We start from the raw sequence: 14,964 nt of genomic DNA on the forward strand, positions 1-14,964 counted from the left end.
TCCCGGGCGCGGCCCGCCGCGCGCCGACACGGGGAAACGCCCGGGCGGGGCCGGAACGCCCGTACGGGCTGGCATCCTTGGCCGGGGTCCACACCGGCCCACCGCCGACCCGGGAGCCTGTTCACGTGTCACAGCTGCGTACGGTCCAAGTGCTGGGCGGCGGCAGCGCGGGCAGCAGCGCGCATGTGCGCTCGCTGGCGGCGGGCCTCGCCGCGCGGGGCGTCCGGGTCACCGTCTGCGCTCCGGCCGCGCTGGAGCGGGAGTTCGACTTCCAGGGAGCGGGCGCCCACTTCGTCGCCGTGCCCCGGCGCGCCGACCCGGTGGCGGTCGGCGCCCTGCGGGCGGTCTGCGCGGGCGCGGACGTGGTGCACGCGCACGGACCGCACGCGGCGGTGCGCAGCTCCCTGGCCCTGGGTGGTCGGCGCGTCGCCGTCCCCCTCGTCGTCACCTGGCACACCGGCCCCCGCGCCGACGGCGCCCGGCACCGCGTGCTGGGGATGCTGGAGCGGCGGGCGGCCCGGGCCGCCTCGGTGGTGCTCGGCACCTCCTCCGACCTGGTCGACCGGGCCCGGCGGCACGGCGCCCGGGACGCCCGGCTCGCCGCGGTCGCGGTACCCGGCCCCCGTACGCCGGCCCCGGACGGCAAGGCCCGGGCCGAACTCGGCGCCGTGGACCGGCCGTTGCTGATGGCGGTCGGCAGCCTGGTCGAACACCGGGGCTACGACGTGCTGCTGGACGCGGTCCACCGGTGGAAGGCGCTCGATCCCGTACCACTGCTGGTGATCGCGGGGGAGGGGCGGCTGAGGGCCGCGCTCCGGCGGCGCATCGAGGCCGAGGCGCTGCCCGTGAAGCTGCTGGGGCGGCGCGACGACGTCAGCGAGCTGCTGGCCGCAGCCGACGCGGCCGTTCTCGCCAGCCGCTGGGAAGGGCGCTCCCTGCTCGCCCAGGAGGCGCTGCGGCTCGGCGTGCCGCTGGTGGCCACCGCCGTGGGCGGGGTGCCGGAACTGGTCGGGGACGCGGCCGAGCTGGTGCCGTACGGGGACGCGGTGGCGCTCGGGGACGCCGTGGCGCGGCTGCTCACCGACCCCGGACGACGCCGCGAGCTGGCCGCGGCCGGGCTCGTCCAGGCGGCGGGCTGGCCCACCGAGGACGAGACGGTGGCGCAGGTGCTCAGCGTGTACGACGAGCTGACGCAGCGACGGGGCCACTGAGGGCTGCTCACGGGGGCGCGTGGCTCGCCCAGGCGCGTGGGTCACCGGGGCGCGCGGCTCACCGAGGCACTTGGCGCACCGGGCCCGTACGTCACCGGGGCGCGTACGTCACCGAGGCGCGTGGCTCACCCAAGCATCCAGGTCACTGGGGCACATGGCGGCGGGCCCGTAGGGCCAGGGAGAGGGCCAGGACGGTCTGGGGGTCGTCCAGGTCCGTGCCGAGCAGTTCCGCGATCCGGGCGAGGCGGTTGTAGAGCGTCTGGCGGTTGAGGTGCAGCTCGCGGGCGGTCTCCGCCTTGCGGCCCGCGTGCGCCAGATACGTCTCCAGGGTCGGCAGCAGCGGCGGGCGCGAGGCCGCGTCGTGGGTGCGCAGCGGGCCGATGGCGCGCTCCACGAACGCCGCCAGGTCCGGATGCTCGCGCAGCCGCCACAGCAGCAGGTCGATGTCGAGGCGGCGGGCGTCGTACCAGGGGCGCTCGGACAGGCCCTGGGCCGCGGCCGCCGTCTCGGCCGCGTGGCGCAGCCCCGCCGAGGCCGCCGCCCAGCCGCCCGCCGCCGCGACCACCACCACCGGCTGCGCCCCGGCCCGGCTGAGCCCGGCGCGCTCCACACCCGCCCGCAGCGCCGCCGCCACCCGGTCGGCCACCGCGTGGCGCTCCGACTCCGAGCGCAGCCCGAGCAGCAGCGGCACCCGGCCCTCCACCGGCCGTACGCCCAGCAGCACCGGCACGCCCACCGAGGACAGCTCCTCCAGGACGGCCCGGGCCAGGACCGCCCAGGTGCCGGTGGGGGAGGAGCCCGACAGGTCGGCGGCCAGCCGCATCACCACCGGCAGCAGCGGGCCCTCGCCCGGCCGGAAGCCCAGCACCTTCGCCTGCGCGGGCGCGTCCTCAGCGGTGATACGCCCCTCGGCGAGGTCGGTCAGGAAGTCGCCGCGCCCGCGCGCGGCCAGCTCCTCCTCCTGGCGCGCCTGCATCAGCACCACCGCGAGGATGCCCGCGGCCCGCTCCGCCGCCATCCGGTGGACCGGCAGCAGCGGCGCGGAGACGGCGAGCAGGACGAGCCGGGCCCGGACCGCGCCGGCGCCGTGGCCGCCGCCCGGCACGTCCACCAGGGCCGCGCCCGCCGGCGGCCCCGACTCGCGCGACTCGCGCTGGCCGCGCAGCCCCTCCCACACCTGGAGCGGGTCGGCGCCCACCTCGCCGGGGCCCGCCGCGGCGTACAGCAGCTGGCCGTCCGGGGTCTCCAGGAACACCGGGTTGGCCGTGAAGTCCGCCAGGATCGACAGGACCTGGGGCACGCCGCCGCCCGAGAGCAGCGCGCCCGTACACCGCCGGTGCACCTCCTCGGCGCGCTGGAGCAGGGCGTAGTGGCCGTTGACGATCTCGGTGTGGATCTCCTCGGTCACCGTCACGAACGCCACCTCGCGGTGGAGCGCGACCAGGGGGAGTCCGGCCGCCCGCGCGGTCTCCACCAGGGTGGCGGGCAGCCTGCTGAAGCGCGGGCCGAGTTCGACGACGAGGGCGGCGATGCCCCGCTCGGCCAGCCGCCGGACGAAGGCGCGCTGCTCGGCCGGGCGGGTGCCCAGGCCCAGGCCCGTGGTCAGCAGCAGCTCGCCGCCCTTGAGCAGGGACGCCATGTTCGGGACCTCGCCCGCGTGCACCCAGCGCACGGTCCGGCCCAGCCGCTCCGCGCCCGCCACGACCTCGGGGAGCCCGCCGCGCAGCCCGGGCAGTTCGAGAGCGCGCCGCACGGTGATCCCACCCTGGCTGTCCACTGGGTTCACCTCGTGTTTTGTCGTACCGGACGTGATGCGGGTCACGGTACGACACGGTTCTCCTCTTCCGTCAGGCCGGGGCGATGTTGTGGTTGTAGCGGAAGACGTTGTCGGGGTCGTAGGCGCGCTTCACCTCGGCGAGGCGGCGCATGTTCTCCGCGCCCAGGCCCGCGACCACCCGGTCGGCGCCCTCGTCGCCGGTGAAGTTGAGGTAGACCGCGCCGGTCGACCAGGGCCGGACGTCGGCGCGGACGTCCTTGACCCACTGCCGGCAGCGCTCGTCGTCCGCCGGGTCCTCCCAGATCGCGAACGGGTGCACGGCCCACGGCGCGTCGCGGTAGGGGACCGGGTACTCGGTGGGGCCGGAGGCGATCGCGCCGCCCTGCGGGAACAGCACGTGCTGGACCATGGGCGCCGGGAGGCTGTCGGCCCGGCCGCAGAACACGTCGATCAGCTCGTCCGGCAGACCGGTCAGATACTCGGCCGACCAGTAGTTCCGCATGCCCGGCGGGTCGTCGAGCATGCACTGCATCTGCGGATACGGGATGTCGGTGAGCATCTCGACCTCGTGCTCCAGCGCGAGCAGCGGCTGGGCGAGCTTGGTGAGCTGCTCGGCGGGCCCGGCGTACGTCACGAGCGCGCCGGCCAGCACCTCGCCGACCAGGTGCTCGGGGATGAACTCCTCGGGCGGCGCGGTCAGATAGATGACCCCGCCTCCCGCCTCGGGCGGGGCGGTCTCGATCAGCTCCCGGTACACCCGGGCCACCTGCGGGCCGAGGTGCGGCCGGTAGAGCAGCAGCGCCATCGAGAAGGCCGGCAGCTCGTGCAGGCGCAGGGTGAGCGAGGTGGCGATGCCGAAGTTGCCGCCGCCGCCGTGCAGCGCCCAGAACAGCTCCGGGTTCTCCTCGGCGCTCGCCGTCACCGTACTGCCGTCGGCGGTGACCAGCTCGACGCCCAGGAGGTTGTCGACGGCCAGCCCGAACGCGCGGTCCAGCCACCCGGTGCCGCCGCCGAGGACGAAGCCGCCGACGCCGGTGGTGGAGGCCCGGCCGCCGGTGGTGGCGAGGCCATGGGGCTGGGTGGCGAGGTCGAGGTGGCTCATGGTGGCGCCGCCCTGGATCCGTACCGCGCGGGCGGCGGGGTGGACGGTCACCTCGTGCATCCGGCGCAGGTCCACGACGAGGTTGTTGTCGTTGAGGGACTGCCCCGCGACGCTGTGGCCGCCGCCCCGGACGGCGATCTTCAGATCGAGGTCGCGGCCGAAGCGGACGGCGGTCGCCACGTCCGCGTCCGAGGCGCACTGCGCGATCACGGCGGGGCGGCGGTCGATCATGGCGTTGAAGACCTGCCGGGCCTCGTCGTAGCCCGGGTCGCCGGGGACGAACACCTCGCCGGAGAGGTCTTCGCGGAGCTCGGCGAGGGCCGTGCCCGCTTTGGAGGGGGTGGTCATCAGGGCCCCCCTTTCGGAGGGAAGCAGGACAACTCCACTCTAAGCGGGCACGGCTCTCCCGGGCGCGGCGAACTATCCCCCGTACGCCCCCGACGCCGTGAGCCGCAGGGCCGTGTCGATCAGCGGAACGTGGCTGAAGGCCTGCGGGAAGTTCCCCACCTGCCGCTGCTCCCGCGGGTCCCACTCCTCGGCCAGCAGCCCGACGTCGTTGCGCAGCGACAGCAGCCGCTCGAAGAGCTTGCGGGCCTCGTCGACCCGGCCGATCATCGCCAGGTCGTCCGCCATCCAGAACGAGCAGGCGAGGAACGCGCCCTCGTCGCCCTCCAGGCCGTCGCAGCCCGCCTCCTCGCCCGCTGTCGGATAGCGCAGGATGAACCCGTCGGGCGTGGACAGCTCGCGCTGGATCGCCTCGATGGTGCCGATGACCCGCTTGTCGTCCGGCGGCAGGAAGCCCATCTGCGGGATGAGCAGCAGGGAGGCGTCCAGCTCCTTGGAGCCGTACGACTGGGTGAAGGTGTTGCGCTCCTTGTCGTACCCCTTCTCGCACACATCGCGGTGGATGTCGTCGCGCAGGTCGCGCCACTTCTCCAGCGGCCCGTCCGCGTCCCCCGACTCGATCAGCTTGATCGTGCGGTCGACCGCGACCCAGGCCATCACCTTGGAGTGCACGAAGTGGCGGCGCGGGCCGCGCACCTCCCAGATGCCCTCGTCCGGCTCGTCCCAGTGGTTCTCCAGGTAGCTGATGAGCTTGAGCTGGAGCAGCGAGGCGTAGTCGTTGCGGGCCAGGCCCGTCATGTGCGCCAGGTGCAGGGCCTCGGTGACCTCGCCGTACACGTCCAGCTGGAGCTGGTGGGCGGCGCCGTTGCCGACCCGGACCGGCGCCGAGCCCTCGTATCCGGGCAGCCAGTCCAGCTCGGCCTCGCCCAGCTCGCGCTCGCCCGCGATTCCGTACATGATCTGCAGGTTCTCGGGGTCGCCCGCGACCGCCCGCAGCAGCCACTCCCGCCAGGCGCGGGCCTCGTCGCGGTAGCCGGTGCGCAGTAGCGAGGACAGGGTGATCGCCGCGTCCCGGAGCCAGGTGTAGCGGTAGTCCCAGTTGCGCGAGCCGCCGATGTCCTCGGGCAGCGAGGTGGTGGGCGCGGCGACGATGCCGCCGGTGGGGGCGTAGGTCAGGGCCTTGAGCGTGATCAGCGAGCGGACCACGGCCTCGCGGTAGGGCCCGTGGTACGTGCAGTGCTCGACCCACTCCCGCCAGAAGTCCTCGGTCGCCTCCAGGGCGGCCTCCGGCTCGGGGAGGGCGGGCTGCTCCTTGTGGGAGGGCTGCCAGCTGATGGTGAAGGCGATCCGCTCACCGGGCGAGACGGTGAAGTCGGAGTACGTGGTCAGGTTCTTGCCGTAGGTGTCCACCGGCGTGTCCAGCCACACCGAGTCCGGTCCCGCCACGGCGACCGTACGGTTGTCGACCTTGTGCACCCAGGGCACGACACGCCCGTAACTGAAACGCATGCGCAGGGCGCTGCGCATCGGCACCCGGCCGCTGACGCCCTCCACGATCCGGATCAGCTGCGGCGCGCCGTCACGCGGCGGCATGAAATCCGTCACCCGGACCGTGCCGCGCGGGGTGTCCCACTCCGACTCCAGGATCAGCGAGTCGCCCCGGTAGCGGCGCCGGTCCGCCCGGGGTGGCGGCGCGTCGGCCGCGTGGGCCGGGCCGATCCGCCAGAAGCCGTGTTCATCGGTGCCGAGCAGTCCGGCGAAGACGGCGTGCGAGTCGAAGCGTGGCAGGCACAGCCAGTCCGTCGTGCCGTCCCGGCAGACCAGTGCGGCGGTCTGCATGTCTCCGATGAGTGCGTAATCCTCGATGCGCCCGGCCACGTGCAATCTCCAGTCGAACGGCCACGTCCGCCCCGCGGGGCGCTTACTGCTAATGCGATGCGGTCAAGGGAACGCCAACGAGCGCATGTTGTGGGTGACGGCCGGGGTGGTGCCGTGCTACCAGCGGCTCGGCGGCGAGTGTCCGAGCAGGATACGACGCACGTGGGTGATCCGCCGATGCCTTCCTGCAACGCCATTGCGCCATATGGGTGAGTGGAGCACGCAGGGTCGTCCGGCCGTGCGCGGAGCGTGGCCGGAAGCGGCGCGCCGCACTCGCTGATACCCTGGTAGCCCGTGGCCGGGTGGTGAGAAAACCCCCGAACCGCAGCGACGGCGCCCCCCGGAAACTCGTACCGCAGACGGACGGGATCCACAGAGGGTGACCGGCACGCACTCCAGACAGCGACCACGGGAGCCCCCTCTTGGCCATGCAGCCCACGGCTATGCGCACCAGCGCAGCCACGACGACCAAGCACATCTTCGTCACCGGGGGTGTCGCCTCCTCCCTCGGCAAGGGTCTGACTGCCTCCAGCCTGGGTGCGCTCCTCAAGGCGCGCGGGCTGCGCGTCACCATGCAGAAGCTCGACCCGTACCTCAACGTCGACCCGGGCACGATGAACCCGTTCCAGCACGGTGAGGTGTTCGTCACCAACGACGGCGCCGAGACGGACCTGGACATCGGCCACTACGAGCGCTTCCTCGACGTGGACCTCGACGGCTCGGCCAACGTCACCACCGGCCAGGTCTACTCGCAGGTGATCGCCAAGGAGCGGCGCGGCGAGTACCTGGGCGACACCGTGCAGGTCATCCCGCACATCACCAACGAGATCAAGCACCGCATCCGCCGGATGGCGACCGACGACGTCGACGTCGTCATCACCGAGGTCGGCGGCACGGTCGGGGACATCGAGTCGCTGCCGTTCCTGGAGACCGTCCGCCAGGTCCGCCACGAGGTCGGCCGCGACAACGTCTTCGTGGTGCACATCTCGCTGCTGCCCTACATCGGTCCCTCGGGCGAGCTGAAGACCAAGCCCACCCAGCACTCGGTCGCCGCCCTGCGCAACATCGGCATCCAGCCCGACGCGATCGTGCTGCGCGCCGACCGCGAGGTGCCGCTGTCCATCAAGCGCAAGATCTCGCTCATGTGCGACGTGGACGAGGCCGCCGTGGTCGCCGCCATCGACGCCAAGTCGATCTACGACATCCCCAAGGTGCTGCACACCGAGGGCCTGGACGCCTACGTCGTGCGCAAGCTCGACCTGCCCTTCCGCGACGTGGACTGGACGACCTGGGACGACCTGCTCGACCGCGTCCACAACCCCGACCACGAGGTCACCGTCGCGCTGGTCGGCAAGTACATCGACCTGCCCGACGCCTACCTCTCCATCACCGAGGCCATGCGCGCCGGCGGCTTCGCCAACAAGGCCCGCGTCAAGGTCAAGTGGGTCACCTCCGACGACTGCAAGACGCAGGCCGGCGCCCACAAGCACCTCGGCGACGTGGACGCGATCCTGGTCCCCGGCGGCTTCGGCGACCGCGGGGTCAACGGCAAGATCGGCGCGATCCAGTACGCCCGGGAGAACAAGGTGCCGCTCCTCGGCATCTGCCTGGGCCTGCAGTGCATCGTGATCGAGGCCGCCCGCAACCTGGCCGGCATCCCCGACGCCAACTCCACCGAGTTCGACGCCGCCACCGCGCACCCCGTCATCTCCACGATGGAGGAGCAGCTGGCGTACGTGGAGGGCGCGGGCGACCTCGGCGGCACCATGCGGCTCGGCATGTACCCGGCGAAGCTCGCCGAGGGCTCCATCGTGCGCGAGGTCTACGGCGACCAGCCGTACGTGGAGGAGCGCCACCGCCACCGCTACGAGGTCAACAACGCCTACCGCGCCGAGCTGGAGAAGAAGGCCGGCATCCTCTTCTCGGGCACGTCCCCCGACAACAAGCTCGTCGAGTACGTCGAGTACCCGCGCGAGGTGCACCCCTACCTGGTCGCCACCCAGGCGCACCCGGAGCTGCGCTCCCGCCCGACCCGCCCGCACCCGCTCTTCGCGGGCCTGGTCAAGGCGGCCGTCGAGCGCCAGCAGGAAGCGCGTGAGTCCGCCGGGAAGTAGTGGGGCGTTACGGTTGCCGGGGTAGGCGTCCCACTCGGACGCGTACCCCGGTTTCTGCTTTTGCGGGAGGACATCGATGCAGCTCAAGGACACCCCCGAGGAATGGCGGGTCGTCGCCAGCACCACTCCGTTCGAGGGCGGCAAGACCAGCGTCCGCACCGACGACGTGGTCATGCCCGACGGCACGGTCGCCCGCCGCGACTACCAGGTCCACCCGGGCTCGGTGGCCGTGCTCGCCCTCGACGAGGCGGGCCGCGTCCTGGTGCTGCGCCAGTACCGCCACCCCGTACGCCACAAGCTGTGGGAGATCCCGGCCGGACTGCTCGACGTGCCCGGCGAGAACCCGCTGCACGCCGCCCAGCGCGAGCTGTACGAGGAGGCGCACGTCAAGGCCGAGGACTGGCGGGTCCTCGCCGACGTCTACCCCACGCCCGGTGGCTGCGACGAGGCCGTCCGTATTTTCCTCGCCCGCGATCTGTCCGAGGCGCAGGGCGAGCGCTTCGAGGTCTCCGAGGAGGAGGCCGACATGGAGCTGGCCCGGGTGCCGGTGGACGAGCTCGTGCGCGGCGCGCTCGCCGGGGAGCTGCACAACAACTGCCTGGTGGTGGGCGCGCTGGCGGTCATGGCCGCGCAGGCGGGCCCGGGCCTGGAGTCGCTGCGCCCGGCCGAGGCGCCCTGGCCCGCCCGCCCCTTCGAGAAGTAGCCGCCGCAGGGGCGGCCGCCCGTCGGGATGTGGCCGTCTCGTCGTCGGGGCGGCCGCTTTCCCGGGGGAGCAGCCGCCCCGGACCGAGGTAGCCATTCCTCCGACGAAGTAGTCGTCCCCCTCGGGAGGCGCCCGCCTCCGCACGCACCCCCTCCGGGTCTCCGTGCGGGCGGTGCGCCGACCCGGACGGCCCAGTCGCGGTATGTCCGTCCGACGATCCGCTGATCCGATCGGGGGACCTGCCCGCCGCGCTCCACCGGGCCGCCCACCACGGGTGAACTACGCTCGGAACGCCCGTGCGGAGACCCGCCGGGCTCGGCTCGTGCGCAGCGGACGGAGCGTGGCCCGTGACGGATCAGGCGGTGGACGTGGGCGGCTCTGCCGCGCAGGGCGGGCCGGACGCGCCGGAGACGACCGGCCGTCAGTTCTTCGGCCGGCAGCGGGAGTTGAAGGAGCTGCGCGAGGACGTGGAGCGGGCGGGGCTCGACACCCTGTCCGGCCGCAAGTCGCCGCGCGCCCGGGTACTGCTGATCGCCGGACGCCCCGGCTCCGGGCGGACGGCACTGGCCGAGGAGCTGGCGCGGCAGCTCGCCTCCCGGTACCCCGACGGGGTACTGCGTGCCGCCCTGCGCGAACCGGACGGCACGCCCGTCCCGGCCGAGCGGGTGGCCCGCGACCTGCTCGACGCGCTCGACGTCCCGGTGCCGCCCGGGGGCGGCGCGGAGGAGCTGACCCAGCTGGTGCGCGAGGCGCTCGTCGATCGCCGGGCGCTGCTGCTGCTCGACGACGCGATCGACGCCGAACAGGTCGACCCGCTGCTGCCGCAGAACGCCGGCTGCCTGGTGGTGGCGACCGCCCGCGGCCCGCTCACCGGCATCCCGGACGTCCGGCCCTGCACCCTCGGCGGCCTCGACCCCAGGACCGCCGTCGCCCTTCTGCAGAGCTACACCGGGGCGGTGCGGATCACCGTGGACCCGCGCACCGCGGAGAACCTGGTCGAGGAGTGCGCGGGGGTGCCCGCGGCCGTCGCCCTGGTCGGCGGCTGGCTCGCGGTGCGGCCCCAGGCGGCCGTCTCCGACGTGGCCAAACGGCTCCACGCGCTGCCCGACGACGCCACCCTGACCGGGCAGCTGCCCGTCGCCGAGCGGCCGCTGGCGCGCGCCTTCCGGCTGGTCTACGAGTCGCTGCCCGGGCCCAACGCCCGGCTGCTGCGGCTGCTCTCGCTCGCCCCCGCCGGGATCGCGGACGCCCAGACCGCCTCCGCGCTCGCCGGGTGCTCGGTCTCGGCGGCCCAGAACACCCTGGAGGACTTCGTCGCGTACGGGCTGCTGACGGTCTACGGCGACCCGCGGGACCGGCCCGCGCAGTACGCGGTGCCCGGCTGGCTGGCTCCGCTGCTGCACCGGCTCGCCGAGGCCGCCGACCGGCCGGGCGAGCTCCAGCTGGCCCGGGCCCGGATGCTGGAGCGGACCGTACGGCTGCTCCAGTCCTGCCGGGCGGTCACCGAGCCCGACGGTTCCGCGGCCCGCAGGAAGCTCGCCGGGCTGCCCCGCGCCCTGCGCTTCCCCAGCGAGCGGCTGGCCGGCGCCTGGCTGGAGACCCGCCGGCCCGCGCTGCTCGCGGCGGCCCGGCTCGCGGTGGAGGACGGCGGGCTCGACACGCTCGCCCGGCGGCTGGTCGCGGCCCTGGTGCGGGCGCTGGCCGCGCACCGGGGGACCGAGGCCGCCGCCCCCGATCTCTATGGTCTGCACCAGCTGGTTCTCGACGTCGCCGAGCGGCACGGGCTGCACCGCGAGAAAGCCGCGGCTCTGCTCAATCTGGGCGATCTGGACGCGGAGGCCGGACGCACCGCCGACGCCCTCGTCCGCTACCGGGCGGCCCTGGACGAGGGCCGCGCGGCGAACGATCCGTACGCCACCGGCCGCGCGATGGAATCCGTGGGCGGCGCCCACCAGGAGCTCGGCGACTGGACGCGGGCCGCCGACTGGTACGGGCGGGCCCTCGCCCAGCGCCTCGCGCGGGGCGAGCGGGAGGACGAGGCGCGGCTGTACGGGCGCATCGGCGCGGTGCTCACCTACGCGGGCCGCTACGGCGAGGCACTCCGCAGTTGGCGCGCCGCGGTGGCCGGATACCGACGGCTGGGGGATCTGCCGAGCCAGGCGCGGGCGCTGAGCGAGGCGGCCCGGGTGCAGGAGTACGCCGGGCGGCCCGAGGAATCGCTGCGCACCTGCCGCGAGGCGGTGGAGTGGGCGCGCCGGGCCGGTGATCTGCGTCTCCAGGCCGCGCTCCAGCTGCGGCTCGCGGACACGCTCGACCGGCTGGGAGACCCCGCGGCGGCCAGGCTGCACCGGGGCGCGGCCGAGCGGCTGCTTGAGCCTGACAGGGAGGGAGCGGCTCCGGCCTACGAAATCCGCAGTGCTTCGGCCAAAGATTAGTTGTTTGTAAGGGTAGACAGCGCGAAGACCTTCATTAGACTGGCTCCGCCGCACCTTCTTGCGGTGTCTCCCGGTGCGCCTTGGTGCATCCGGGTATGTATGTATTGCACCCCCTTCGTCCCCTGAGCCAAGGACCGTGATCGACGTGAAGGTCGGTATCCCCCGCGAGGTCAAGAACAACGAGTTCCGGGTGGCCATCACCCCCGCCGGCGTGCACGAGCTGGTGCGCCACGGCCACCAGGTCGTCATCGAGCGCAACGCCGGTGTCGGCTCGTCGATCACGGACGCCGAGTACGTGGCCGCCGGCGCCGAGATCCTCGGCACCGCCGACGAGGTGTGGGCCGCCGCCGACCTGCTGCTGAAGGTCAAGGAGCCCATCGCGGAGGAGTACCACCGCCTCCGCAAGGACCAGACGCTCTTCACCTACCTGCACCTCGCCGCCTCCCGCGAGTGCACGGACGCCCTGCTGGAGTCCGGCACCACCGCCATCGCGTACGAGACGGTGGAGACCGCGAACCGCGCGCTGCCGCTGCTCGCCCCGATGTCCGAGGTCGCGGGCCGGCTGGCCCCGCAGGTCGGCGCCTACCACCTGATGGCCTCGGTCGGCGGACGCGGTGTGCTCCCCGGCGGTGTCCCCGGCACCCACGCCGGCCGTGCCGTCGTCATCGGCGGCGGTGTCTCCGGCTGGAACGCCACGCAGATCGCCGTCGGCATGGGCTTCCACGTGACCCTGCTCGACAAGGACATCAACAAGCTCCGCGAGGCCGACAAGGTCTTCGGCACCAAGGTGCAGACGATCGTCTCCAACGCCTACGAGCTGGAGAAGGCCGTCATCGAGGCCGACCTCGTCATCGGCGCCGTCCTCATCCCGGGCGCCAAGGCCCCGAAGCTGGTCACCAACGAGCTCGTCGCCAAGATGAAGCCCGGAAGTGTCCTTGTCGACATCGCGATCGACCAGGGCGGCTGCTTCGAGGACTCGCGTCCGACCACCCACGCCGAGCCGACGTTCATGGTCCACGACTCGGTCTTCTACTGCGTCGCCAACATGCCGGGCGCGGTGCCCAACACCTCCACCTACGCCCTCACCAACGCCACGCTGCCCTACATCGTGTCGCTGGCGAACAACGGCTGGGCCGAGGCGCTGCGCCGCGACCCGGCGCTCGCCCTGGGCCTCAACACCCATGACGGCCAGGTCGTTTACGGCCCGGTCGCCGAGGCCCACGGCCTGGAGACCGTCGAGCTGAGCACGCTCCTCGGCTGATCCGACACGCCGTGACGACGCCCTGACGAAACGGTTCGTCAATGCACGTCGTCAACCTGACGCACCCGGCCGGACCTTGTCGACCCAAGGTCCGGCCGGATGTGTATCGCGACACTTTCCCCGGAGTGCGGCAGGCTCGCTCAACTCGCCTCGAACGTAACTCTTTAACCTTTTCGCGCACCCCTGAAACCCGCGCTCTGATGCCCGTACGCCCTTGACAGAGCGGTGTTCGGTTGCCGACACATCCGGCCGGGTCCGGCGGATTGTGTTGCTGCGGACCGGTGACACGCCATAGAGTCGCCAACCGTCGGCATGGTGCCACGCTGACCTATCGATAAAGTTTCCTGGTCACTTCCAAGGAGGTAAGACGACTTGTGAATGAGTCGACATTTACTCCCGGAGGTGGTCAACCAGGGATGCCCGCACGGGGCCATGGCCCTTCGGGGCCTGCTGAGGCTGTCGGCTCCGTCGCGGTCCGCGCCTTCGCAACCACCCCGCACATGACGACAGCCCCACGGATGATGGACGGCCTACACGTGAACGCCATGGCCGGCAACGAGAGTGGCCGGGACACCGCTGCTCTCGCCGACTTTGAGGACGTGCCCCAGGGGCACTTCTACGACCCCGACGCCGAGTACGAGCCCGACCCCGAGTACGCGGCCACCCTCGCACCCGACGCCGCACGCCAGCGCCGCGAGCGGATCGGCCCGACCGGACGGCCGCTGCCGTACTTCCCGATCCCGGGTCCGCTGACCGACCACGGTCCCGCGAAGATCATCGCGATGTGCAACCAGAAGGGCGGCGTCGGCAAGACCACGTCGACCATCAACCTGGGTGCCGCGCTCGCGGAGTACGGGCGCCGCGTGCTGCTCGTCGACTTCGACCCGCAGGGCGCCCTCTCGGTGGGCCTCGGGGTGAACCCGATGGAGCTCGACCTCACGGTCTACAACCTGCTCATGGAGCGGGGCATGTCGGCCGACGAGGTGCTGCTCAAGACCGCGGTTCCCAACATGGACCTGCTGCCGAGCAACATCGACCTCTCCGCCGCCGAGGTGCAGCTGGTCAGCGAGGTCGCCCGGGAGTCCACGCTCCAGCGCGCCCTGAAGCCCCTGATGGCCGACTACGACTACATCGTGATCGACTGTCAGCCCTCGCTCGGTCTGCTCACCGTCAACGCCCTGACGGCCGCTCACAAGGTGATCGTGCCGCTGGAGTGCGAGTTCTTCGCGCTGCGCGGTGTCGCCCTGCTGACCGAGACGATCGAGAAGGTCCAGGAGCGGCTCAACCCCGACCTGGAGCTCGACGGCATCCTGGCGACCATGTACGACTCGCGCACGGTGCACAGCCGCGAGGTCCTGGCCCGCGTGGTCGAGGCCTTCGACGACCACGTCTACCACACGGTGATCGGCCGGACCGTGCGCTTCCCGGAGACCACGGTCGCCGGTGAGCCGATCACGACGTACGCGTCCAACTCCGTCGGCGCCGCCGCCTACCGCCAGCTCGCCAGGGAGGTGCTCGCCCGGTGTCACGCCGAGTGAGTCTGCCCGGGGCCGACGAACTGTTCCGTACGACCGGAGGAATGGCACTCCAGTCCTCCACCCCGAGGCGGACCAACGGCGAGGCGAAGGTGCCCGGACCCGCGGGCGAGAGCGACCCCGCCGCGGAGGAGTCCGCGGGGCGGGCCGAGCACTCGGCCGCGGAGGAGGAGCCGGCGTCCGGCGAGCCGCGCAGCCGGGGCGCCGCGGCGTCCGAGGCGGCGAAGGCCGTCGGCGGCCGCCCGGGTGCTCCGGCGGCGGGCGGGGCCGGTTCCGGTACCGGCTCGGGAACCGCCCAGCAGCGGCGGCGGGCCCGGGCGGCCAACCGGCGGCCCAGCGGGCGCGAGCGGCACGACGAGAAGATCACGGTGTACGTGTCCGCCGAGGAGCTGATGGACCTGGAGCACGCGCGTCTGGTCCTGCGCGGGGAGCACGGGCTCGCCGTGGACCGGGGCCGTATCGTGCGCGAGGCCGTCGCCGTCGTCCTCGCGGATCTGGAGTCCCGGGGCGACGCGAGCATTCTCGTACGGCGTCTGCGGGGGCGGTAGCGGCTAGCCTGCGGCGTGCGGCCTTCACCGCGCGCCCTGTACCGCCCGCTCCGCA

The 14,964-nt window shown here is 73.0% G+C and carries 10 protein-coding genes; 7 read left to right on the forward strand and 3 right to left on the reverse strand.

What is annotated here, in order from left to right; genetic code table 11:
* The first annotated feature begins 125 nt into the window (after positions 1–125).
* Complete coding sequence (locus ABZ404_RS31590) at positions 126–1,211, forward strand: glycosyltransferase family 4 protein (protein ID WP_358991138.1); 1,086 nt, start codon at positions 126–128, stop codon at positions 1,209–1,211.
* Positions 1,212–1,353: 142 nt separating this feature from the next.
* Here ABZ404_RS31590 and ABZ404_RS31595 read toward each other — a convergent pair whose 3' ends face one another.
* From ABZ404_RS31595 to ABZ404_RS31605, 3 genes are all read right to left on the reverse strand, one after another.
* Complete coding sequence (locus ABZ404_RS31595; protein WP_358835644.1) at positions 1,354–2,988, reverse strand: PucR family transcriptional regulator; 1,635 nt, start codon at positions 2,986–2,988, stop codon at positions 1,354–1,356.
* Positions 2,989–3,058: 70 nt separating this feature from the next.
* The gene (locus ABZ404_RS31600) at positions 3,059–4,438 is read right to left on the reverse strand and encodes an FAD-binding oxidoreductase (protein ID WP_358835643.1); all 1,380 of its coding nucleotides are present in this window, start codon (positions 4,436–4,438) and stop codon (positions 3,059–3,061) included.
* Positions 4,439–4,510: 72 nt separating this feature from the next.
* Entirely contained in the window at positions 4,511–6,313 is a 1,803-nt protein-coding gene (locus tag ABZ404_RS31605; RefSeq protein ID WP_358835642.1) for a glycoside hydrolase family 15 protein, read from the reverse strand.
* Between the two features lie 428 nt (positions 6,314–6,741).
* Here ABZ404_RS31605 and ABZ404_RS31610 point away from each other — a divergent pair, with 428 nt between their 5' ends.
* The 6 genes from ABZ404_RS31610 to ABZ404_RS31635 all read left to right on the forward strand — a co-directional run bounded on the left by ABZ404_RS31610 (position 6,742) and on the right by ABZ404_RS31635 (position 14,909).
* Positions 6,742–8,427, forward strand: coding sequence for a CTP synthase (locus ABZ404_RS31610; RefSeq protein ID WP_358835641.1), 1,686 nt, complete (start codon positions 6,742–6,744; stop codon positions 8,425–8,427).
* Between the two features lie 76 nt (positions 8,428–8,503).
* On the forward strand, positions 8,504–9,130 hold the full coding sequence (locus ABZ404_RS31615) for an NUDIX hydrolase (protein WP_358835640.1): 627 nt from the start codon (positions 8,504–8,506) through the stop codon (positions 9,128–9,130).
* A gap of 362 nt (positions 9,131–9,492) precedes the next feature.
* Positions 9,493–11,565, forward strand: coding sequence for a tetratricopeptide repeat protein (locus ABZ404_RS31620; RefSeq protein ID WP_358835647.1), 2,073 nt, complete (start codon positions 9,493–9,495; stop codon positions 11,563–11,565).
* Positions 11,566–11,710: 145 nt separating this feature from the next.
* A complete protein-coding gene (gene ald / locus ABZ404_RS31625; protein ID WP_358835646.1) occupies positions 11,711–12,826 on the forward strand; it encodes an alanine dehydrogenase in 1,116 nt (371 codons plus the stop codon).
* 416 nt (positions 12,827–13,242) lie between these two features.
* Positions 13,243–14,364 (forward strand): ParA family protein, encoded by a 1,122-nt coding sequence (locus tag ABZ404_RS31630; RefSeq protein WP_358835639.1) that lies wholly within the window; start codon positions 13,243–13,245, stop codon positions 14,362–14,364.
* Positions 14,349–14,909, forward strand: a complete 561-nt coding sequence (locus ABZ404_RS31635; protein ID WP_358991141.1) for a hypothetical protein — start codon at positions 14,349–14,351, stop codon at positions 14,907–14,909. The genes ABZ404_RS31630 and ABZ404_RS31635 overlap by 16 nt, the downstream gene beginning before the upstream one ends.
* The last annotated feature ends 55 nt before the right edge of the window (positions 14,910–14,964 follow it).

Source organism: Streptomyces sp. NPDC005878 (assembly GCF_040629815.1).
Lineage (GTDB): Bacteria > Actinomycetota > Actinomycetes > Streptomycetales > Streptomycetaceae > Streptomyces.